The following is a 21547-nucleotide window of genomic DNA, read 5'->3' as shown; positions in this document are numbered from 1 at the left end:
AGGGCGCTCGCTCAGACAGATTCAAATATCGCGCTCAGTCCGCTTCTGCGCTCGGTACGGGTGGCAATCGCCTGTACCAGCACGCGTTCATCCGCGTACAGCGAGAGGCGCTGTCGCGCGCGGGTAATGGCGGTATAGACCAGCTCGCGGGTCACCACCGGCGAAAGCTGTGTCGGCAGGATCAGCGCCGCATGGTTGAACTCGGAGCCCTGCGATTTGTGTACCGTCATTGCCCACGCCGTTTCATGTTCTGGCAGGCGGCTCGGCTGTACGGACTTCACGCTGCCATCCGGCAGCTGGAACCAGACGCGCAGTCCGTTACCGCGATCGAGCGCAATCCCGATATCCCCGTTGAACAGGCCCAGCGCGCTGTCGTTGCGCGAAATCATCACTGGCCGGCCTTCATACCACCGCGAATGCTGCTGTCGGTGAATTTTGCGTTTCTGCACCAGCAGCTGCTCCAGCCTGTCGTTCAGGCCCGCAACGCCAAACGGCCCTTCCCGCAAGGCGCACAGAAGCTGGTACTCACCAAATGCGGCAATGACCTGCTCAGGATCGCTGCGCTGCTGCACGCGGCTCAGGAAATGCTGATATCCCTGAAGAGCGTCCTCAAGCATGGCCTGGTACTCTTCCCCGCTTTGCAGCGATTTCTTTTCAATATCGGTGAAGGTGCCGTCAAACACCGTGCGCGTGGTATGGCGATCGCCACGGTTGACTGCCGCTGCCAGCTGGCCAATGCCGGAGTCGCTACCGAAACGGTAGCTTTTTTGTAGCAGGCACAGGCTGTCGCGCAGCGCACCCGCAACCGGCGTAGCGTCCGGCTCAAGGGAGCAACCTGTCAGACGAGCCAGCTCCTGCGCCCGCGCGGGGGTATAACCGTAGCTGGCGTAGGTGCAGATATCCCCCAGCACCGCCCCGGCCTCTACGGAGGCGAGCTGGTCGCGGTCGCCCAGGAAAATCACGCGCGCATGCGGCGGCAGGGCGTCGATCAGGCGCGACATCATGGTCAGGTCAATCATGGAGGCTTCATCCACCACCAGCACGTCCAGATGCAGGGGGTTCCCGGCATGGTAGCGCAGCCGCTGGCTACCCGGCTGGGCGCCGAGCAGCCGGTGTAAGGTGCTGGCTTCTCCCGGGAACAGCGCGAGCTGCTCCTGCGTCAGCGGCAGCCGCTGTAGCGCACCGCCCAGCGATTCGGTCAGACGCGCCGCCGCCTTCCCGGTGGGCGCAGCGAGACGAATACGGCACCGCTGCTCTCCAGAGAGCTGAATCAGCGCTGCCAGCAGCTTTACCACGGTCGTTGTTTTGCCGGTCCCCGGCCCGCCGGAAATCACCGAGATCCGCCGCGTCAGGGCAACGGCCGCCGCCACTTTCTGCCAGTCTGTTGCTTCGCCAGAGTTAAACAGCACGTCCAGCGTCTGGCGAAGCTGCGCTTCGTCACAGGGGAGCGGCGCATTGGTCTCGCTAAAGAAGCGGGCAACGGTCAGCTCGTTTCGCCACAGGCGGTTCAGATACAAGCGCTCTCCCGTCAGGATCAGCGGCGCCTGGTTTTCTCCCGGCCCGACGGCCGACGATTCGCGCAAAATATTTTGCCAGTCCACCGCCTCTCCCAGCAGCGCAAAGCAGGACTGGAGGACAGGCGGCATTTTCTCGTCACACTTCAGGCGCGAGAGCGGCAGGCAGACGTGGCCCTCCCCGGCGTCTTTACTCAACAGCGCAGCGGCAAGCATCACGGCGGGCTGGTCAGCGGCAATCATCATGGCAAACTGCACATCCAGCTGACGCAGCACGCGTTGCTCTACCGCCTCCAGCAATAGTTCCTGCATCGTCATGCCATCTCCTCCGCGTTTGCTGCAAACAGGCTGTCCATTTTATCGATCAGGTCGGCATCCGGGCGGGTGCTGAAGATGCCCGAACGCGGATCGGCTGCGTCCACCCCGCGCAGGAACAGGTAGATAACGCCACCAAAATGGTCGTCATAGCGGTAATCCGCAATGCGGTGGCGCAGGTAGCGGTGGAGAGCCAGGGTATAGAGTTGATACTGGAGATCGTAGCGATGCATTTGCATAGCCGCCGCCATCGCCTGTTGGGTATAGGCCTCGCTGTTCTCGCCCAGCCAGTTAGATTTGTAATCCAGCAGGTAATAGCGCCCTTCGTGACGGAAGACCAGGTCGATAAACCCTTTCAGCATGCCCTGCACCTGACGGAAGTTCAGCGGCGGACAGCCGGCTGACAGCGGATCGTACTGGCGGATCAGCGCGTTAAGCGCGTCGGCCCTAAGCGGCCCCGCGACGGGCAGATAAAACTCCATCTCAACCTGCTTATTTCTGGCCGTTAACTGGCTAAGAGAGATGCCCTGCTCCGTCAGCGGCGCCTGCAAAATGGCCTTGATCCACTCTGTCAGGACGGGCTGCCAGTGCGCGTCATAGCCTCCGCTCTGCAACATCTTTAATACCCACTCCTCGCTGACGGGCTGGGTGAAATCAAGCTCTTCAAACAGGCTGTGTAAAAAGGTTCCCGGCGACGCGCCGCGCGGAAACTGATGCGGGGTTAACGTCGGCTCAGCCGGCACATCACCCACCCCTGCGGCATCCACGTCGAGCTTCGGCATCAGATCCTGCGCGATGCTTTGCCCGTGCTGCTGAAGGCCGGAATAGCTGGTAACCCGCCAGTCGTCGGCAAGCACCCGCGTGATCTGGCGCGCGTTAAGATCGGACTCTGGCTCTTCCGCCATCTGCCAGCGGCTATTGTCTGGCAACGCGGGAATATGCAGCGCGATATCGTCGCCGCAAAGGGATTCAATACACAGACGCAGCCCCGCCGCGTCTTTCGGCTCGCCACGCTGGATAAGCCGCCCTAACGCGCTTAAGTGGAAATCACTCTCCCCGGCTTTCTCACCGCGACGGCGGAAAACCGGCGCCACGCCGAGGCTGCAATGCCAGACGGAACGGGTCAGCGCTACGTAAAGCAGGCGCAAATCCTCCGCCAGACGCTCCGCTTCCGCCAGCTCAACGCTGCTTTCCGCTTTGCTGAGGTCGAGCACCGCGTCGAAAGATTCACGATCGTGGTAAAAGGCCTGGTCCTGTACGCGGTAGTTAGCGATAAAGGGCAGCCAGACCAGCGGATACTCCAGCCCTTTCGATTTGTGAATGGTCACGATTTGCACCAGGTGCTTATCGCTTTCAAGACGCATCTGCTGGCTTGAGGAATTGCTGTTGGGATCGGCTATTTGCTGCGCCAGCCAGCGCACGAGCGCATGCTCACTTTCAAGCTGGGTACCGGCTTCCTGCAACAGTTCGCTGATATGTAAAATATCGGTAAGACGACGCTCGCCGCCGGATGTCGCAAGCATATTCTCGGCAATCTGACGGCGCGTCATCAGCTCGCGCAGCATCGCCATGACGCCGCGCTTTTGCCAGCGCTCGCGGTAATGGACAAACTCTTCCACCACCGTATCCCATGCATTCTCATCATGGTTGAGCACATCGATATCCCGCGCGTTCAGCCCCAGCATGGAGCTGGCCAGCGCGCTTCGAAGCGTACTTTCACGCTCCGGTGCCAGCACCGCCTGAAGCAGCCAGAGCATTTCCTGAGCTTCCAGCGTATCAAACACGCTGTCGCGGTTAGAGAGATAAACGGACGGAATATCGAGCAGCGTGAGCGCATCGCGGATCAATGCCGCTTCCTGACGACTACGCACCAGCACGGTGATATCGGAGGCCTTAACAGGATTTGCCTGCTCCCCCTTCCATAACAGCGCCTCGCCGCGCGCGCCCGCGCTCAGCCAGTCCCGGATTTGTGCGGCGCAGTGCTGGGCCATCGCCGCCTGATACTCTGCCACGCCAAAGCCTTCCCCCTCCAGCAGCCAGAAGTTCATGGCGGGCTGCGTCGCGCCCCCCACTTCAAAGCGTAAGGTCGCGTTTTTCGCGGCGGATTTCACCGGCAGGAAAGGGATTTCACTGAACATAAACGCCGTCTCCATGCGGCTGAACAGCGTATTGACGCTCTCAACCATGCCCGGGGCGGAGCGCCAGTTAGTGTCTAGCGTGTAGTGCGCGACAACCTCGCTGCGGGCTTTCATGTAGGTAAAGATGTCTGCACCACGGAAGGCATAAATCGCCTGCTTGGGATCGCCAATCAGCAGCAGGGCCGTGTCTGGCTGCTGTCGCCAGATGCGGCGAAAAATGCGGTACTGCTGGGGATCGGTGTCCTGAAATTCGTCAATCATCGCCACCGGGAATCGGGTACGAATTGCGCTGGCAAGCGCGTCGCCGTTCTCGCTGGACAGAGCCTCGTCCAGGCGGCTCAGCATGTCATCAAACCCCAGCTCGCCCCGGCGACGTTTTTCACGCGCTACGGCGTCGCGGATCTCCTTCATCGCGCGGGCGATCATCAGGTCGTTGAGCGTTAAGGGCTCGGCAAGCAGCGCTTCAATCGCCACAAACAGGGGATGCTCCGGCACGATGCCGTCGGCTTTGGTCCGCTCGGTCAAAAACCGCTGGGAAAATTTCTCCAGCGCGTCCGGAAGCTGGTAGCCTCGCGTCTCCTCCTGGGCCCAGGCGCTGATCTTTTCGATCCACTTCCCCTGGTTTCCGCGGTTGAACCTGCGCCTGTCGATACCGGAATTTTCGATAATCCCTTCAATTTCACCGACCGACTCATTCCACTTCTGCTTAAGCGCGGCAATTTTGCTGACGATCTTTTCATGACGCGAGGCCAGCGTTTCATCGGCAGGCGGCGGGGATTTAATGACCGGCGCTTCGCCCTGCAGATAGCGGTCGATGGCGCGCAGGAGCTCTTCGGGGCCTTTCCACAGGGCGTGAACCGCTTCGGCAATATCGCGCGGCAGCGGGTAGCAGTGACGACGCCAGAAGTCCGCGCAGGCCTGATACCGAAGCTCGGATTCATCTTCGATAAGCTGCTGCTCAAACAGCATGCCGGATTCAAACGCATTCAGGCTCAGCATGCGCTGACAAAAGCCGTGAATGGTGAAGACCGAGGCTTCGTCCATTTGCCGTTCGGCCAGCAGCAGCCATTGCGCAGCCTGCTGCTTATCCGCGATTTCGTCCAGCAGGCTTGCGTAGAGGGGGTTATCCGTGGTCTGGCGCAGACAGGCGATGCGCAGTTCATGAATATTGCTGCGGATACGGCCGCGCAGCTCGGCAGTGGCCGCTTCGGTGAACGTCACCACCAGCAGCTCTTCCACGCTTAGCGGGCGTGAAAAAGCCGCGTTACCGCCCAGCCCTAACAGCAGGCGCAGGTATAGCGCGGCGATAGTGTAGGTTTTTCCCGTTCCCGCTGAGGCTTCAATCAGTCGCTCACCCTGTAGTGGTAATCTGAGGGGATCAAGCGGCTCAGCGGTATGGGTCATTCTTTTTTACTCCAGGGCATAGTTTGTTGCAGTGCGCTAACGCTCTTCCAGAGGGTCCACTCCTTCGACTTCACGTAGTCCGCTTTCCCGCTCTGGCTACCAGAGACCTGGGAGAGGATGGCCATACCCTGCGGTTTTACCACCGCCTGATGGAAGAAATCGGCAACCTTTTGTGGCGTTAGCTGTTTTATTTCGGTCACGATTTTATCACGCGAATCGAATTTCATATTACCGCGATCAAAATCTTTGCTCAGCTGCGACGCCTCTTCACCCAGCGTCTGCGGTGGCTGCATTACCTGGGCAATGACCGCCTGCTGGATCTGGGCAAACTCTTCCGGCTTCATGGCGCGAAGCTTGGCTTCTGCCTGCGGGAAGAAGGCCTGATAGCGCTGCCACAGATAAGCCGGTTGCCTGTCGCTGCTTTGCAGAAGGAAGCCCAGCCCCCACTGACGGCCCACGTTCATGGAGAAGGCGAACACCGCGTAGCCCAGCTGTTCTTCGGTGCGCAGCTGGTTGTAGAACCACGGCTGAATAATTTGTCCGAGCACGGCGCTCTGCGCCGAGCTGGTATATTCATCATAACCGGTAGGGACAAACACGGCGGCCAGCGCGGAGTCGGTGCTGCTCCCCGCCTTCTCGAAGAGAACGTTCTGCTTTTTCTCCACCAGCACGTCCTGATTTCGGCACCACTCATCGCCCTTCGAGCCCAGTTGCTTACGCACGTTTTGCGCCAGCGTTTTTGCCTGCTCTTCGCTCATGTTCCCCACCACCAGGAACTCTGGACGGGTATTGCTTTTCAGCGCATCGCGGTAAGCCAGCACCTCTTTTAAGGTGATTGAGGGCAGTAACGCGCGGCGATCTTCGCGCTGGAAGTAAGGAATTTGCGACAGCATCTGGGCGGGCATAATGGCCTGATCGAAGGCTTTGCCCTTCTCCGCAGAGTCCATCATCTGCGCATACCAGGATTTGGCCTGCTCCAGCTGCTCTTCCGTTGGCGTGTAGCTGAAATAGCCGTCCAGCAGCGCCTCGAACAGCTGCGGCAAACGCTGGGTGTAGCCGTTGGCATTAACCATCAGGCCGTTATTGGCGTTGGTCGAGAAGCTGATACCGCCAACGGCGGCCTGGTTGCTGAGCTGATCGAGGGCAATACCGGCCAGATAATCGTTGAGCGCAAACATCACCTGATTTCTGGCGCTGTCCATCGCCTTTGGATTGCGCAGCACCACGCTGACGTCGGCTTTGGGCTCGTCGGCAAAATAGCGGCTTGGGGTGTAAACCACGCGCAGCGTCGGCTCATCAACAATCAGCGTCGGGTGCGGATAAGCTTTGGCGGTTTTGATTAGCGAGAAGTCATCCGGGATGTAGGGGTTAAGCTCCGGCAGCTTCAGCGCAATCTCACCAGCCTTTTTCTGCCAGCCAGCGAAGGTTTGTTCGCTAATTTTTTCTACCTGATACGGGGCATCGACGAAATAGGCCGTTTTGTTATGCGGTTCGTTCGGGCTGATATACCAGACCCTGGCGTTCTGCGGCGTCATCATCGCCAGACGTGCGTTAAGCGCTGCGGCGTCATACTGGTCGGCAATATTTACCGCATCCAGCGTATGCTCCACCGGCACGCGGATCATGGTATCTGCCAGCCACTCAACGTAATCCATGTCACGCGTAATAGACGGGTAGCGGAAGTCGAGATCCAGCACGTGGGCCAGCTCGTCAAAATAGCGTTTATCGACGCCTTTCTCCCGCAGCAGAGCGAGATAGCTGAAAATGGCCGCAACGACCTCGTCACGGTGCGCCAGCCCTTTATCCGTCAGCGTGGCGGAGATGGCCAGCACGCCGCTGTTACCGTTCACCACGGGATCGGAGTCAGCGCGAATACCTTCCACCAGCCCCTGCTTTTGCAGCCAGTCGGAAAGCGTGCCCGGGCTGCGGTTGCCGATAAGATAGGTCACCAGCTCGTCGGTTTTGCTGCGGAACTGCGCCGTGTTGTTATCAATACGAAACTCAACGCGTAACACCTTGCGCGGCAATGCCGGCACGTAGTGGATAACGATGCCTTTTTGCGCGTCGGTGACAACCGGCACGTTAATCTTCGGCAGATCGATATTTTTATTTGGCACCCGGCCATAGGTCTTCGCCGCCATGGCAGCCAGCTCCGGCAACGGTTTGTTGCTGTAGATGACGGCCTTCATCAGGTTGGCGGAATAGTATTTATCGCGAAACGCATGCAGCGCGTCGAGCACCGGGCTGCCCGGTTTATCGCTCAGCGTTTCAAGGTTGCCGCCGGAGAAGCGCGAGCCCGGGTGAGCAGGGTTGATGGTTTCAGCGCTAACCTGCGCCATGCGCATACCGTCTCGGGTGCGCGCCATCGTCAGCTCAGCGTTCACGGCGTTGCGTTCACGGTCGGCGTATTTTTTATCCAGCAGCGGTGCGGCAATGGCATCCGCCAGTCGGTCCACCGCTCCGTCAAGCGCATCATTTTCCACTTCAAGGTAAAACGCGGTGCGATACGGTGCGGTGCTGGCGTTATGGCTGCCGCCGTGCATCTTCAGAAATTCGGACAGGCTATCCGGCTGCGGGTATTTTTTAGAGCCCATCAGCGTCATATGTTCGAGATAGTGCGCCAGCCCAGGATGGGCGTCAGGATCTTCCAGCGATCCAACCGGCACAACCAGTGCGGAGAGCGACTTTACCGCCTGCGGATCGGAAACCAGCAGCACGGTCATCCCGTTATCAAGACGAATAGCCTGGTACTGGCGGGTATCCTTCTCGCTCTTACGGATTGTTTCCTGAACGGGTTGCCAACCGGAAGCTGCCTGAGTGACGGGAGCCCAAAGGGCGATAAACAAAACAAACGCTTTGAACAGGGTGCTGCCTGGCATTACGACCTCTTTATCACGGCTACATCATTAACAACGTGCGTGCTGGACGTGCCAGCATCTCTTTCTTTAGGTACATCAGTCCGTGATAAGAGGTGCATCATAAATGAACACCTCATACTGCGCAATTTTTATACAGCGCTCAGGACTGATTAAATTTAAACAACGGTAACAGGTAGCGTTGTGCCTCTTCCGTGATAATGTCGAAGTATTCTGGCTCAAGCGTGCGCCATAAGCGCTGATACCAGACATCTTCACCTTCGCCACGCACCATCATGTTCCCTTCGTAGGCCTGCAAAAACTTGCTGCGCGCTTTTTGCAGCGAAGCATCATCCGTTAACATGGCATCATTCTGCGCGTCGTAACAGGCTTTTATCCACGCCCCCCCACTTTCAGGCAGCAAAAGCAGAGGTTTGTTCATTCCCTGCCGGTAACCTTCAATATAAAGCGACAGATACGACAGCGCCTGCTCAGGCTTCATCGGTGGGAAGCGCCACTCGCCGTCCTTACGCACAAACAGCCGGCTTTCGCCTTCGTTACCACCCGCACTGTAGACAAGATGTTCGAGCCAGAGTTGCAGGCCATGTGAAACGCTGAGCAGGGATGGACGCCAGCGCAGCAGCCCGTCAGACTGCACGTGGGTGAGCCAACCGCTGAGGTGCACACCGTTACAATCGAGATCGATTTCAATGCTGCTTCCAGGCTGCCGACATGCGATAACGCGGTCAGCAAGGGCTCGCATCTCCTCGCACTGGGCATCCCAGACGATCTCTCCAAAAGCCCCGTACGGTAATAGCCCGGATGCCCGGTAACGACGGAACAGCTTGCTGGCATCTTCCTCATCGACCAGCGCATTCAGAAGCTGGGAATTGAGCTTAAAGCGTTCCAGCCCGTCCAGAATAAACGGTTCGGCATCCGGGATTTCGCTCTCTTCGGAGCGGAAGTTCACCTGCAGGCGTTGCTGGAAAAAGGCCCGAACCGGGTGCGCCCAAAAGCGCTGCAGCTGCTCAAAGGTCAGAGCGTCAATGACGCGCGGCTCAAGCTCCTGAATAAAATCGGTTTGCGGCGTCCCCGCTTTCTTCGCGGCGGGAAGCCACTCCCGGGCGTAGCTCTGCTGTTCATCAGGGACATAGTTGACCGGATCAAACGGCATACGTGAATGGTGACAGGTGATATGCGCTTTCACCCGACGCTCGCTTTCGTCGCAGTTAAGGGCTTCATCCCCAGGCAGGTAGTGACTCTGCCCGATGTAGTCCACCAGCTCCTGCACCAGCACGGACGGGAAACGCTCGCTGTTGTCCTGAATTGACCGCCCGATATAGCTGATATACAGCCTGCTCTGCGCAGAAATCAGCGCTTCCAGGAACAGATAACGGTCATCATCGCGGCGGCTGCGGTCGCCCCGCTTCGGCTGCGAGCTCATGAGATCGAAGCCCAGCGGTGGCAGCGCGCGCGGATAAATGCCGTCGTTCATGCCGAGCAGACACACCACCCTGAACGGAATGGAACGCATAGGCATCAGGGTACAGATATTCACCGGCCCCGCCAGGAAGCGCTGGCTGATACGCTCCTGATCGAGACGCTGCGTCAGCTCATCGCGCAAAAGCGAAAGGGGAACCGCCTCGTGATAGTGTGAATTTACGCCCTCATCAACGATGGCCTGCCACTGCTTCTCGATAAGCGCCATGGCGGCTTCCGTTTCGCTGTCAGGCAGGAAGAAATCGTTCAGCATTTCGCGACAAATCGGCAGCCACTCTTCAAGCGGACGAGGCTGCATCAGCGAACGACGCCAGCGATTGAGCTGCATCAGCAGCGAGGCTAAATGGCCGACCAGCTCCGCGATTAGCCCACTGGATTCGTCATAGGGCAGCACGTCATTCCATTCGCCCTGGCTGCTCTCCATCGCATACCCCAGCAGCATGCGCGTCAGGCCAAACTGCCAGGTATGCTGGCCTGTCGGAGGAAGCTCGAACTCCTGGACGTTATCATCGTCAATTCCCCAGCGGACGCCGGATTCGTTGACCCACTGGCGCAGGTAGCGCAGCCCTTCTTCGTTGATATCGAAACGTGCCGCCAGCACCGGCACATCCAGCAAGGCCAGCACGTCCTCAGAAATAAACCGGCTATCGGGCAGCGAAAGCAGGCTGATAAAGGCCTGCAGCGCCGGATGAGACTGGCGGGCGCGGCGGTCTGAGATCGCGTACGGCAGATAGCGATCGCCCGTTGCGCTGCCAAATACCGCCTGGATAAACGGGCTGTAGCTGTCGATATCCGCCACCATCACCACGATATCGCGCGGCGTCAGGGTTGGGTCGTCGTGCAACATAGCCAGAAGGCGATCGTGCAGAATTTCAACTTCACGCTGGGGGCTGTGGCACACGTGGATCGCGATACTGCGATCGTCGGGATCGAGCCTGCGCTTCTTATCGCTACGGGCAAACTCCTCGGCGGTGAGCCCGGCAACGGCACGGTTTTCTAAATCCAGGATATCGAGCTGAATGTTGTGCAGCAGGCTGTCCGGCGTTATGTCCGCAAACGCATCCACATCGCCTTCACCTGAGGAGGTGATTTCCGAAAGCAGATAGATATAGTCGCGCCCAAGCTTGCCCCACGAGGCCAGCAGCGGGTTCGGCAGGTTCTGGATCCCCTCTTCATCAAACAGCTGCGCCGCGTTTTCGCTGTCTTTAAACAGGGGCACGGCGCGTTCTTCAAAGAGGCGCTTTCTCTGGCGGGTGACCAGTCGTGAAAGCCAGCGCGGATCCTGAATATCCCCCCAATAGTGTCGACACGGGTTGGTAAAGAGAATATGGATATCAGTATGGTTACCCAGCGCTTTTAGCGCGTTCAGGTAGACCGGCGGCAGCGCGGAGATACCGCAAATGAACACGCGTGACGGCAGGCGAGCGGGCCGTTCCGGGGTGTTCTCAAGAATTGAGATAAACCGATCGTATAAATTAGCGCGGTGCCACTTAGGCTGACCAAGTTTTTCGGTATGCTCAACCAGCGCTTTCCAGAGCGGAGCCTGCCAGATTTGCGCTTCCGGCAAGCCATCCACCAGTTCACCGGCTTCCCAGCGAATCAGCCAATCCGCGCGGTAAACCAGATACTGGTCATAGAGGTCGGCGGTGCGTGAGGCCAGCTGGAAAAGCTTGCGCTTGTCGGTGTCGTCATTCAGATAGTGGCGCAGCATGGCAAACTCATCCTGCTCCAGCATGTCCGGGAGCAGCGTCATCAGCTTCCAGGCCATGCTCTGTTTGTTGAAAGCGCTCTGCTCAGGGATATCCGGCAGCACGCGTACAAACATCTCCCAGATAAAGCTCGCGGGCAGCGGAAAGTCGATGTTCGCCGCAATGCCGAATTTCTGCGAAAGGGACATTTGCAGCCACTGCGCCATACCGGTGCTCTGCACCAGCACCATTTCTGGCTCAAACGGATCGTCAAGACGCTCTTGCTCGACGATATACTCCATCAGTGCTTCCAGCACATCCAGACGATTTGAGTGGTAAACCCTTAGCATAAACGCTCCCGACTACCGGCTAACCGGGCAATGCAGACGCGTTAACGCGCCCTGCCGCCCCAGAGGAGAAATAAGTGTGACCGTGATGCTGACACATCCGGACTGCGTTGTCTGCCCCCGACTGACCTGCCAGCCAGGCGGAAGCGGCAACGTTGAGAGCTGCGACTGATTCCAGGCATGATGCCACAGCTGCCGATACTGGCTCAGCGCCGTAAACCGCGTTGCCAGCGCGCGATAATACCCGGTCAATGCCGTGACAACCACAACCAGCAGCATCATTGCCAGCAAAGCTTCCACCATGCTAAATCCTTGTTGCTTACTCAGGGTAACTGACATAGCGCATTCTCCTTAAGCGGGCAGAAATCGCTCCAGCCGTGGGTGGAAAACCGTATCTGCCCTCCCGCCACCTCTCCTCCTCGCCACAGCAGCAGGTCGTCATTGCCGGCGATGAGCAACACGCGCTCGTCAAACCGCCGTAAGCAAACCCGCACACGCTGCACCTGCCTGCACTGCACCTCCGGCTGCAAAGCCCAGCGCTGAACCCGTCCCCACTCCAGGGCAGATTGCACGGCAGCCTGCTGGCGGACAAAATGGCTATCGCCACTTACCAGCGTGCTATAGGTTTGCAGCTGCTGGTTTAATCCGGTGAGGATCAGCGTGCCGAGCATCAGCATAAGCAGAACCAGCGCCAGCGACGCCATTCCCCTCTGGCGACTCACAGGTTAAATCCCGTTACGCTATAGCGGGCCGAAAAGGGCACGGTCAGTGCACCTTTGCTGCGGCCGATCAACTCAAGCGTCATTACCGGTGCAAAGCCAGGATGGTCGGATTTGCTGACCCTGAACTGCTCTATGAAGATCCGCTCAGGGTCGGTGAGTTTATCCCACCCTTTACCTTCACAGGATGTCGCGCCCCGCAGCGTTTCAAGCGAACCGGCCTCAAGCCGATACCCCGTGCTGTCATTTTCTGACGCGGTGGCATCCCACTGGCCGTTGCTGTTGGCATCCCATCGCACAATAAGACACTGCCCTTGCCTGCCGAGAACCATTCCCTGCCCCTGGCAATGCCCGGCACAGTAGCCTGCTCTCTGTAGCTGTTTACCGATCGCGAGCAGACGCTGCCAGACCTCATCCTCCAGCTCAAGCTGCCCGGATTGCAGCAAAACGCTCCGCTGAAGCCCCGGCAGCAAACGCGACGTGCTGAGTAACAGAATGCTGCCTATTGCCATTGCAATCAGCACCTCCGTGAGCGAGAACCCTTTTTGATTTACTGACATCCAGCTTCTCCTGCGGCATTGCACAGCCGGATACGCCCGCCGTTTGAGACAATCACCCACCACGTACCGGCACGGCTCTCCACCCGTATATGTCCGGCCCACGCGGTGTCCCTTAAGCCGTAAAACCCCAGCGATGGCGTGATGTCGCCCATCGCGATCCCGGGCCACAGCGGCTTCATCGCAAAGGGGCTGGCGCTATCACACCCCGAAGCCGCAGAGCTGACCAGGCAGGCGTTTTCCCCGTCACTCTGAAGCGCGATCGTATGTTCGCGGTTGTGACGGTTAGCGTCATTACGCAGGAACACCAGGAAATCCCGCACCTGACAGGCGGTTTGCCAGAGCCGCTGCCGCTGCTGCCAGCGGTCCCAGCCGGAAAGCCCTGTGGCGCTGAGGATCACCACCAGCGAGATGGCAATAAGGGTTTCTGTCAGCGTAAAGCCATGTTCATTTTTCATGGCGGGAGTGTGGCGGAATGCCCGTTTAGGCGCGAGCGGCAAACCATAGCGTTACGAGGCGCATTCCGGAGAATGTGGTCTGTTGCAGCGCGTTGCATATTCTCTGGAAACAGGCTCGAAGAACGCAACGGACGCAAAAAAAAACCGGCGCCAGGGAGCGCCGGTTGTGTCAGGATTTGCCGTATCAGATGGCGACAGGCGCCTTGATGCCGGGATGCGGGTCGTAGCCCTCAATCTCGAAATCATCAAAACGATAGTCAAAGATCGAGTCCGGTTTACGTTTGATCACCAGCTTCGGCAGCGCGCGCGGTTCGCGCGTCAGCTGGAGATGCGTCTGTTCCATATGGTTGCTGTAGAGGTGAGTATCCCCACCCGTCCAGACAAAATCGCCCACTTCAAGATCGCACTGCTGGGCCATCATGTGCACTAACAGCGCGTAGCTGGCGATGTTAAACGGCAGGCCGAGGAACACGTCGCAGGAACGCTGATAAAGCTGGCAGGAGAGCTTGCCGTCCGCCACGTAGAACTGGAAGAAGGCGTGGCACGGGGCCAGCGCCATTTTATCCAGCTCACCGACGTTCCAGGCCGAAACGATGATACGGCGCGAGTCCGGGTCATTTTTCAGCTGGTTCATTACCGTGGTGATCTGGTCGATATGGCGACCGTCTGGCGTAGGCCACGCGCGCCATTGCTTGCCGTAAACCGGCCCAAGATCGCCGTTCTCATCTGCCCATTCGTCCCAGATTGAGACATTGTTTTCATGCAGATAAGCAACGTTGGTATCGCCTTGCAGGAACCAGAGCAGTTCATGAATGATCGAGCGCAGGTGGCAGCGCTTCGTCGTCACCAGAGGAAAGCCTTCCTGCAGATTGAAGCGCATCTGGTGGCCAAAAATGGAGAGCGTCCCGGTGCCGGTGCGGTCGTTTTTCGGCGTGCCCTCGTCGAGCACTTTTTTCATCAATTCAAGATACTGTTTCATGATTCCTCAGGAAAGTTGTTGCTGTGGACGACGGCGATACGCCCAAATCATCATAATGGCACCCGCGACAATCATCGGAATGGAGAGGATTTGCCCCATGCTGATGTACTGTACCCATTCGCCGGTAAACTGTGCATCCGGCTGGCGGAAGAACTCGACGATGATACGAAACGCGCCGTAGCCAATCAGGAACAGACCGGAGACGGCCCCCATTGGGCGCGGTTTGCGGATGTACAGATTCAGGATGATAAACAGCACCACGCCTTCCAGCGCCAGCTCGTAAAGCTGGGACATATGGCGCGGCAGAACGCCGTAGGTATCGAAAATGGATTGCCACTCAGGATGCGAAGGCAGCAGCGCGATATCCTCTGCGCGGGAGCCCGGGAACAGCATGGTAAACGGCACGCTCGGATCGACGCGACCCCACAGTTCCCCGTTGATGAAGTTGCCCAGACGCCCTGCGCCCAGGCCAAACGGGATTAACGGCGCAATAAAATCAGCCACCTGGAAGAAGTTACGTTTGGTGCGTTTGGCGAAGATCACCATCACCAGGATCACACCAATCAGCCCGCCGTGGAAGGACATGCCGCCGTCCCAGACGCGGAACAGATAGAGCGGATCGTTCAGGAATACCGGGAAGTTATAGAACAGGACATAGCCGATGCGCCCGCCCAGGAACACGCCGAGGAAGCCAGCATAAAGCAGGTTTTCCACTTCGTTCTTCGTCCAGCCGCTGCCCGGACGACTGGCGCGACGGCCAGCAAGCCACATGGCAAAGACAAAGCCCACCAGGTACATCAGACCGTACCAGTGAAGCGCTACGGGACCAATTGAGAAAATAACCGGATCGAATTCCGGAAAATGCAGATAACCACTGTTCATCTGTCACCACAAGATGTTGTTATTCCGCTGAAAGTGGACAGCGGCTGAATTGCATTCCCGCCACTGGCAGGTGCTCCAAAGTTGCGAATAATAGCATAAGGCAGGCGCGGAGGATGCGCCTGAGATGTAAAAGATGTGTATATGGAATGGTGCATACTGATGCCCTCCCCCGTCTCTCTTATTCAACAGGCGGGATAAAGAGGGTTTAGCGGCCGCCGCGGATCAACCCGCCCATGCCGCGTCGTTCCATAAACGCAGCCACCTGATGGCGCACCTCGGCGGCAAGCTGTGCTTCAAGGCTACGCGCGGCCAGCTCGCGCGCATCGTCATGTGCGATATGACGCAGCAGGTATTTCACGCGCGCAACGGAACGCCCGTTCATGGACAGGTGACGGAAGCCAAGGCCAATCAGGATCGCCACGCACATCGGATCGCCGGCCATTTCACCGCACAGGCGCAAATCGATATTATGCTGCTCGGCTTCACGGGCTATCATCGCAAGGGCACGAAGCATCGCCGGATGCAGGCTATCGTAAATGCTGGCGACGCGGGTGTTGTTGCGATCTACCGCCAGAATGTATTGCGTTAAGTCGTTGGTGCCGACGGAGATAAAATCAACGCGGGTCGCCAGCTGCGGCAGCATAAAGACCATCGAGGGCACTTCAAGCATCACGCCGATACGTGGTTTAGGGATCGCATAGCCGATCATCTCTTCCACTTCGCGTCCTGCTCGTTCAATCAGCCGCCGCGCCTCGTCGATTTCGTCAATGCTGGTGACCATCGGCAGCAAAATGCTGAGGTTCCCGGTGGCCGCATTGGCGCGCATCATTGCCCGGACCTGAATCAGGAAGATTTCCGGCTGGTCGAGCGTAATGCGGATCCCGCGCCAGCCAAGGCAGGGGTTCTCTTCGCTAATGGGCATGTAGGGCAGCTGTTTATCCGCGCCGACGTCCAGGGTACGCAGCGTAACGGGCTTATCGTTAAACATCTGCAGCATGCCCTGATACTGCGCGACCTGCTCCTCTTCCGACGGGAAGCCGCTTTGCAGCATGAAGGGGATTTCGGTTCGGTACAGACCAATGCCATCGATGCGGCTGCCGAGCTTCTCTTCGTGCTCGGGGCTTAAGCCCGCATTGAGCATCACCTTCACCCGCTCACCGCTTTTCAGCTGCGCGGGCAGGTTGACGTCATCTTCCGCCAGCTTGCTTAATTCATTCTCTTCGCTAATGAGACGCTGGTACTCCTGGAGGAGAACCGGCTCAGGATCCACAAGCAATTCACCGCGATATCCGTCCACCACCAGCGTGCGCCGGTGCAGCACGGAGGGCTGAATGTCCGCGCCCATCACGGTCGGGATTCCGAGCGCGCGCACCATAATGGCGGCATGGGAGTTAGCGGCACCATCGCGCACCACTACGCCCGCCAGCCTGTCCTGCGGTAATTCTGCCAGCGTCGTCGCCGAGAGCTCGTCCGCCACCAGCACAAACCGGTTCGGCCAGGCGTTTGCACCCTGAATGGTATCATCGAGGTGGAACAACAGACGCTGCCCAAGCGCGCGCAGATCGCCGGCGCGCTCTTTCAGGTAACCATCGGTCAGGACCGCAAACTGCTCGGCAAATTTTTCAATGACCTTTTTAACCGCCCACTCAGCCACCGCGCCTTTATCGACCTCGGCGAACAGCTCCCGTCGTAAGCGCGCATCGGACAGCAGGTGCGAATAAAGATCGAAAATGGCCGCCGTCTCTTTTTGCGCGCCTGCGGCAAAGCGTTTGCTGTAGCGACGAAACTCATTCGCCGCCTCTTCCAGCGCGGCGGTAAGCCGTTCGCGCTCGAGTGCTTCATCAAGCGTCGAGGCTTCATATACCTGCTCCATCAGCGGCAGCGTGGCGTCCATCCAGCCTTCGGCAATGGCGACGCCCGGCGAGGCCGGAAGCGCGCGGATACGCGTATGACGATACTGACCAAATAGCGCGGCGAGCTGAGACTGAGAGAGGATTGCGGCCATCTGAGTTGCCAGCGTGACGAGGAAGGATTCTTCGCTTTCATCATACTGACGCAGCTCGCGCTGCTGGACAACGAGCACGCCAAGCAGCTGGCGGCGCTGAATAATCGGCACCCCGAGGAAAGCGCGGAAGCGCTCTTCTTTTACGGAGGGGATATATTTAAAGCTGGGGTGTTTTTGCGCGTCAGCAAGGTTGATTGGCTCTGCCAGTCGCCCGACCAGCCCAACAATACCTTCATCAAACGCAAGCGTGACGGTACGGCCCCGCGGTTTTTTTAATCCCCGGGTCGCCATCAGGTAGTAGCACCGTCGGTCATGGTCGGCCAGATAGACCGAACAGACCTCGGTTTCCATCGCAAGACAGATGTCCGTTACCAGAATGTTTAGCGCCTCGTTGAGGCGAGGCGCGCTGGCAACCTTTTCAACTATTTCTCGCAAGCGGGTGAGCATGATTTGCGTAGCTTAACCTCTTTTACGTCGCCAGGCAGGTGCGCTCTGCGGCTTAGGAGGCGTCTCCTGAAGCTGCATAACAGCACTTGCGAACTCTTTCATCACCCTACGGTAAACATCGCGCTTAAATGACACGACCTGACGAACAGGGTACCAGTAGCTTACCCAGCGCCAGCCATCGAACTCCGGCGTGCTGCTTGTTTGCATATTGATATCTGAATCGTTGCCCACCAACTGCAAAAGAAACCACTTCTGTTTCTGGCCGATACAAACCGGCTTTGTGTCCCAACGCACCAAACGTTTCGGTAACTTGTAACGCAACCAGTTGCGGGTCGACGCCAGGATGCGAACATCTTTCCGGCTTAAACCAACCTCTTCAAACAGCTCCCGGTACATCGCTTGTTCTGGGGACTCTCCTGGGTTGATCCCGCCTTGCGGGAACTGCCAGGAGTGCTGACCATATCGCCGGGCCCACATTACCTGGCCCTGACGATTACAAATTACTATTCCTACGTTTGGGCGGTAGCCATCGTCATCAATCACCGGACTACCCCAAACTAAATCTGATATATGAATGATTGTTTCACACTACAGGGAGGCGGTAAACCACTCTCTTACAGGCCTGCAGCCTAATAACAATTGAATAACTCACAATTTTGTGGGGAGTTATAAACAGATGAAGGCGATCGAGACCATTTTTATTCACCTTTTCTGTGGATATAGTTGTGAAGAAGTACGGAATTACCGATGAACAACCTTTCAGACCACCTTATCACCACCGTTAGCCATTTTGAAAAATCCGTTTAATTTCATAACATTGATAGCATACAAAAGGGAGAAAAGGTGATTAACGTGACGATCGTCACATCAAAGATCCCCGTGCTGATGAAAGATCGAACAGCGTCGGTTTTATCCACAGATTGTGCCAATAAGTTAGGCACAAATTGTGTGAAAATTCGATTTTCATCGCACGTCAAGGCTGTAAATTGAAACAGTAGTGGGGGTTATTCCCAGTTATCCCATTTTTCTGTGGATAACATGGTGTAAGATCCTGTTTATTGTCAGTGACCAGAATTGAACAACCCATTTTTTAGCCGTATCCTGACGCTTTCAGCGCTGAAAAATATTATTAAAATCATCCACATGGAATATTTACTCAGAAAAAGGTAAACTCTATCCACAAGGGATAAAATATCAGCTCATTTTTTAATCAAAAAGGTTGTTAACATGCATTCGCTCGCCCCATTGCCCAGTGCCCCCGTCAGTGAAGCCCAGCTGCTCCAGCAGGCGCAGCGTCTGGCTGGCTATACGCTGGGCGAGCTGGCGGTGATGGCGGGGCTGACGATACCTAACGACCTTAAGCGCGATAAGGGCTGGATCGGCGTGCTGCTGGAACGCTGGCTGGGCGCAAGCGCGGGCAGTAAGCCCGAGCAAGATTTTGCGGCGCTGGGCGTTGAACTGAAAACTATCCCCATCGACGCTCAGGGCAGGCCGCTGGAAACCACCTTCGTCTGCGTTGCGCCGCTAACGGGTAACAGCGGGGTGACATGGGAAACCAGCCACGTCAGGCATAAGCTGAAGCGGGTGCTGTGGGTACCCGTTGAGGGCGACAGGCAGATCCCGCTGGCAGAGCGTCGCGTTGGCGCTCCGCTGCTCTGGAGCCCTGACGAAGAAGAAGAGAGGCAGCTTTCCCAGGACTGGGAGGAACTGATGGACATGATCGTGCTGGGACAGGTGGAGCGGATCACCGCCCGGCATGGTGAGGTGCTGCAACTGCGCCCGAAGGCCGCCGACAGCAAAGCGCTCACTGAAGCGGTTGGCGCACGTGGCGAGCCGATCCTGACGCTGCCGCGCGGCTTCTATCTTAAAAAGAACTTCACCGGAGCACTGCTGGCACGCCATTTCCTGTTGAAAACATAGTTTTTTACCAATTATGCGCTCCGGCTAACATAATCTCCCGCTTTTTAAGATTTCCCCCCTTTCACCTGTCGTAATATCAGGTTATTACTACACTATGATTTGATACGAGCCAGGTGAGGATGAGAACGATGAAAAAATGGGCAGTAATTATCTCAGCAGTCGGTTTAGCGTTTGCGGTATCGGGTTGTAGCAGCGACTATGTCATGTCAACCAAGGATGGCCGCATGATCCTGACCGATGGCAAACCCGAAGTCGACGACGATACCGGCCTTGTGAGTTACCGCGATCGGGAAGGCAATCAAATGCAAATCAATCGCGACGAAGTATCCCAGATTATCGAACGATAAACCGATAAAGGTCAGTGGCTTGCTGGCCTTTTTGATTTTTTCCTTCCCCTTTTGCCTTCCCTCTGCCATGTTTATATTCCTTTGTCGGGAGGTTCCTGACGCGGTCTGTATATCTTTAAAGGAAACCGGCTATGCATTATCACCGTATCCCCCACAGCGCTCTGGAGATCAGCCAACTGGGGCTGGGCACGATGACATTTGGTGAACAAAACAGCGAAGCCGATGCCCATGCACAACTTGATTACGCGGTCAGCCAGGGCATTAACCTGATTGACGTGGCGGAGATGTACCCTGTTCCTCCTCGCCCGGAAACGCAGGGCCTTACCGAAACGTACGTTGGCAACTGGCTGGCGAAACGCGGCAATCGCGAAAAGCTGGTTATCGCCTCCAAGGTCAGCGGCCCTTCCCGCAATAACGATGCCGGGATCCGCCCTAACCAGATCCTCGATCGCAAGAATATCCGTGACGCGCTGGATGCCAGCCTTAAGCGCCTGCAAACCGACTATCTCGATCTGTATCAGGTGCACTGGCCGCAGCGTCCGACGAACTGCTTCGGCAAGCTCGGCTACGCGTGGAACGAAAGTGCTCCGGCCGTGACCCTGCTGGAAACGCTGGAGGCGCTCGCGGAGTGCCAGCGCGCGGGTAAGATCCGCTACATCGGGGTTTCCAACGAAACGGCGTTTGGCGTGATGCGCTACCTGCATCTGGCCGATAAGCACGACCTGCCGCGCATCGTCACCATTCAGAATCCTTATAGCCTGCTGAACCGCAGCTATGAAGTGGGCCTGGCGGAAGTGACGCAGTACGAAGAGGTGGAACTGCTGGCCTATTCCTGCCTGGGCTTCGGTACCCTGACGGGGAAATACCTGAACGGCGCGAAGCCCGCCGGCGCGCGAAACACGCTTTTCAGCCGCTTCACCCGTTACAGCGGCGAGCAGACGCAAAAAGCCGTTGCGGCCTATGTGGACATCGCAAAGCGCCACGGGCTCGATCCGGCGCAGATGGCGCTGGCCTTTGTGCGTCGTCAGCCGTTTGTCGCCAGCACCCTGCTGGGCGCGACGACCATGGAGCAGCTTAAAACCAATATTGAGAGTTTCCACCTGACCCTCAGCGAAGAGGTGTTAGCGGAGATTGAAGCGGTGCATCAGGTTTATACCTACCCGGCACCGTAATAAAAGCATCGGCAACGCGCGTTGCCGTTTGTTGTGATTTCACCCTCTCCCAGCGGGCTAAGGGATCCCCAGTAATTTTATTACCGAAAGCGACGAATGTTGTTTCAGGAAAATAAATGAATTACAGCGACGCCCTGGTCCGGCTGTATATCGCTGAGGCGTTTCCTGCAGGCCGGGGCGAGGCGCAGGGATGCGCCGAGAGGGCGGCTTTACAGGGAGGTTACCTCCGCCCGTCCCCGATAAGCCGGAAGGAATAAGCCGAAGGCACCGCGAAGCGGCGATTTACCGCCGGGAGCCCGG

The 21547-nt window shown here is 57.6% G+C and carries 15 protein-coding genes and 1 pseudogene; 4 read left to right on the top strand and 12 right to left on the bottom strand.

Annotation, left to right across the window (positions count from 1 at the left end; genetic code table 11):
* Positions 1-11 precede the first annotated feature (11 nt).
* The 12 genes from recD to rppH all read right to left on the bottom strand — a co-directional run bounded on the left by recD (position 12) and on the right by rppH (position 18351).
* Positions 12-1832 carry an exodeoxyribonuclease V subunit alpha gene (gene recD / locus IM304_RS14300; RefSeq protein WP_193354899.1) on the bottom strand — a complete coding sequence of 607 codons (1821 nt, stop codon included), beginning with the start codon at positions 1830-1832 and terminating at the stop codon, positions 12-14.
* Complete coding sequence (recB, locus tag IM304_RS14295; protein ID WP_193354900.1) at positions 1829-5371, bottom strand: exodeoxyribonuclease V subunit beta; 3543 nt, start codon at positions 5369-5371, stop codon at positions 1829-1831. The genes recD and recB overlap by 4 nt, the downstream gene beginning before the upstream one ends.
* The gene (ptrA, locus tag IM304_RS14290) at positions 5368-8250 is read right to left on the bottom strand and encodes a pitrilysin (protein ID WP_193354901.1); all 2883 of its coding nucleotides are present in this window, start codon (positions 8248-8250) and stop codon (positions 5368-5370) included. Before ptrA ends, recB begins: the two co-directional genes overlap by 4 nt.
* A 139-nt stretch (positions 8251-8389) precedes the next feature.
* A complete protein-coding gene (gene recC / locus IM304_RS14285; protein ID WP_193354902.1) occupies positions 8390-11764 on the bottom strand; it encodes an exodeoxyribonuclease V subunit gamma in 3375 nt (1124 codons plus the stop codon).
* A gap of 12 nt (positions 11765-11776) precedes the next feature.
* Positions 11777-12100 carry a prepilin-type N-terminal cleavage/methylation domain-containing protein gene (locus IM304_RS14280; protein ID WP_148421139.1) on the bottom strand — a complete coding sequence of 108 codons (324 nt, stop codon included), beginning with the start codon at positions 12098-12100 and terminating at the stop codon, positions 11777-11779.
* Positions 12085-12483, bottom strand: coding sequence for a DUF2509 family protein (locus tag IM304_RS14275; protein WP_193354903.1), 399 nt, complete (start codon positions 12481-12483; stop codon positions 12085-12087). Before IM304_RS14275 ends, IM304_RS14280 begins: the two co-directional genes overlap by 16 nt.
* Positions 12480-13040 carry a prepilin peptidase-dependent protein gene (locus IM304_RS14270; protein ID WP_193354904.1) on the bottom strand — a complete coding sequence of 187 codons (561 nt, stop codon included), beginning with the start codon at positions 13038-13040 and terminating at the stop codon, positions 12480-12482. The genes IM304_RS14275 and IM304_RS14270 overlap by 4 nt, the downstream gene beginning before the upstream one ends.
* Positions 13031-13495 carry a prepilin peptidase-dependent protein gene (locus tag IM304_RS14265; RefSeq protein WP_193354905.1) on the bottom strand — a complete coding sequence of 155 codons (465 nt, stop codon included), beginning with the start codon at positions 13493-13495 and terminating at the stop codon, positions 13031-13033. Before IM304_RS14265 ends, IM304_RS14270 begins: the two co-directional genes overlap by 10 nt.
* A 184-nt stretch (positions 13496-13679) precedes the next feature.
* Complete coding sequence (thyA, locus tag IM304_RS14260; protein WP_006811817.1) at positions 13680-14474, bottom strand: thymidylate synthase; 795 nt, start codon at positions 14472-14474, stop codon at positions 13680-13682.
* Positions 14475-14480: 6 nt separating this feature from the next.
* A complete protein-coding gene (lgt, locus tag IM304_RS14255; RefSeq protein WP_022649236.1) occupies positions 14481-15356 on the bottom strand; it encodes a prolipoprotein diacylglyceryl transferase in 876 nt (291 codons plus the stop codon).
* 205 nt (positions 15357-15561) lie between these two features.
* A complete protein-coding gene (gene ptsP / locus IM304_RS14250; protein WP_148421130.1) occupies positions 15562-17808 on the bottom strand; it encodes a phosphoenolpyruvate--protein phosphotransferase in 2247 nt (748 codons plus the stop codon).
* 12 nt (positions 17809-17820) lie between these two features.
* Positions 17821-18351, bottom strand: a complete 531-nt coding sequence (gene rppH, locus IM304_RS14245) for an RNA pyrophosphohydrolase (protein ID WP_063451936.1) — start codon at positions 18349-18351, stop codon at positions 17821-17823.
* A gap of 454 nt (positions 18352-18805) precedes the next feature.
* Between rppH and IM304_RS22290 the strand changes: the two are divergent.
* The 4 genes and pseudogenes from IM304_RS22290 to IM304_RS14225 all read left to right on the top strand — a co-directional run.
* A pseudogene (locus IM304_RS22290) lies at positions 18806-18880 on the top strand (hypothetical protein); the annotation flags it as partial.
* A gap of 155 nt (positions 18881-19035) precedes the next feature.
* Positions 19036-19728, top strand: a complete 693-nt coding sequence (mutH, locus tag IM304_RS14235) for a DNA mismatch repair endonuclease MutH (protein ID WP_193354906.1) — start codon at positions 19036-19038, stop codon at positions 19726-19728.
* Positions 19729-19856: 128 nt separating this feature from the next.
* Positions 19857-20075, top strand: a complete 219-nt coding sequence (locus IM304_RS14230; RefSeq protein WP_003862794.1) for a YgdI/YgdR family lipoprotein — start codon at positions 19857-19859, stop codon at positions 20073-20075.
* 131 nt (positions 20076-20206) lie between these two features.
* The gene (locus IM304_RS14225) at positions 20207-21247 is read left to right on the top strand and encodes an NADP(H)-dependent aldo-keto reductase (RefSeq protein WP_193354907.1); all 1041 of its coding nucleotides are present in this window, start codon (positions 20207-20209) and stop codon (positions 21245-21247) included.
* Positions 21248-21547: the final 300 nt, after the last annotated feature.

Origin of the sequence: Enterobacter cloacae complex sp. P40C2 (assembly GCF_014930695.1) — a bacterium.
GTDB lineage: Bacteria > Pseudomonadota > Gammaproteobacteria > Enterobacterales > Enterobacteriaceae > Enterobacter > Enterobacter pasteurii.
The sequence above is the reverse complement of the archived record's forward strand: the minus strand, read 5'-3'. Positions and strand labels throughout refer to the sequence as shown.

Excerpts from the sequence above, each read along its gene's own strand:
- recD (WP_193354899.1), bottom strand. The coding sequence starts at position 1,832 with ATGACGATGCAGGAACTATTGCTGGAGGCGGTAGAGCAACGCGTGCTG.
- recB (WP_193354900.1), bottom strand. The coding sequence starts at position 5,371 with ATGACCCATACCGCTGAGCCGCTTGATCCCCTCAGATTACCACTACAG.
- ptrA (WP_193354901.1), bottom strand. The coding sequence starts at position 8,250 with ATGCCAGGCAGCACCCTGTTCAAAGCGTTTGTTTTGTTTATCGCCCTT.
- recC (WP_193354902.1), bottom strand. The coding sequence starts at position 11,764 with ATGCTAAGGGTTTACCACTCAAATCGTCTGGATGTGCTGGAAGCACTG.
- IM304_RS14280 (WP_148421139.1), bottom strand. The coding sequence starts at position 12,100 with ATGTCAGTTACCCTGAGTAAGCAACAAGGATTTAGCATGGTGGAAGCT.
- IM304_RS14270 (WP_193354904.1), bottom strand. The coding sequence starts at position 13,040 with ATGTCAGTAAATCAAAAAGGGTTCTCGCTCACGGAGGTGCTGATTGCA.
- IM304_RS14265 (WP_193354905.1), bottom strand. The coding sequence starts at position 13,495 with ATGAAAAATGAACATGGCTTTACGCTGACAGAAACCCTTATTGCCATC.
- thyA (WP_006811817.1), bottom strand. The coding sequence starts at position 14,474 with ATGAAACAGTATCTTGAATTGATGAAAAAAGTGCTCGACGAGGGCACG.
- lgt (WP_022649236.1), bottom strand. The coding sequence starts at position 15,356 with ATGAACAGTGGTTATCTGCATTTTCCGGAATTCGATCCGGTTATTTTC.
- ptsP (WP_148421130.1), bottom strand. The coding sequence starts at position 17,808 with ATGCTCACCCGCTTGCGAGAAATAGTTGAAAAGGTTGCCAGCGCGCCT.
- mutH (WP_193354906.1), top strand. The coding sequence starts at position 19,036 with ATGCATTCGCTCGCCCCATTGCCCAGTGCCCCCGTCAGTGAAGCCCAG.
- IM304_RS14230 (WP_003862794.1), top strand. The coding sequence starts at position 19,857 with ATGAAAAAATGGGCAGTAATTATCTCAGCAGTCGGTTTAGCGTTTGCG.
- IM304_RS14225 (WP_193354907.1), top strand. The coding sequence starts at position 20,207 with ATGCATTATCACCGTATCCCCCACAGCGCTCTGGAGATCAGCCAACTG.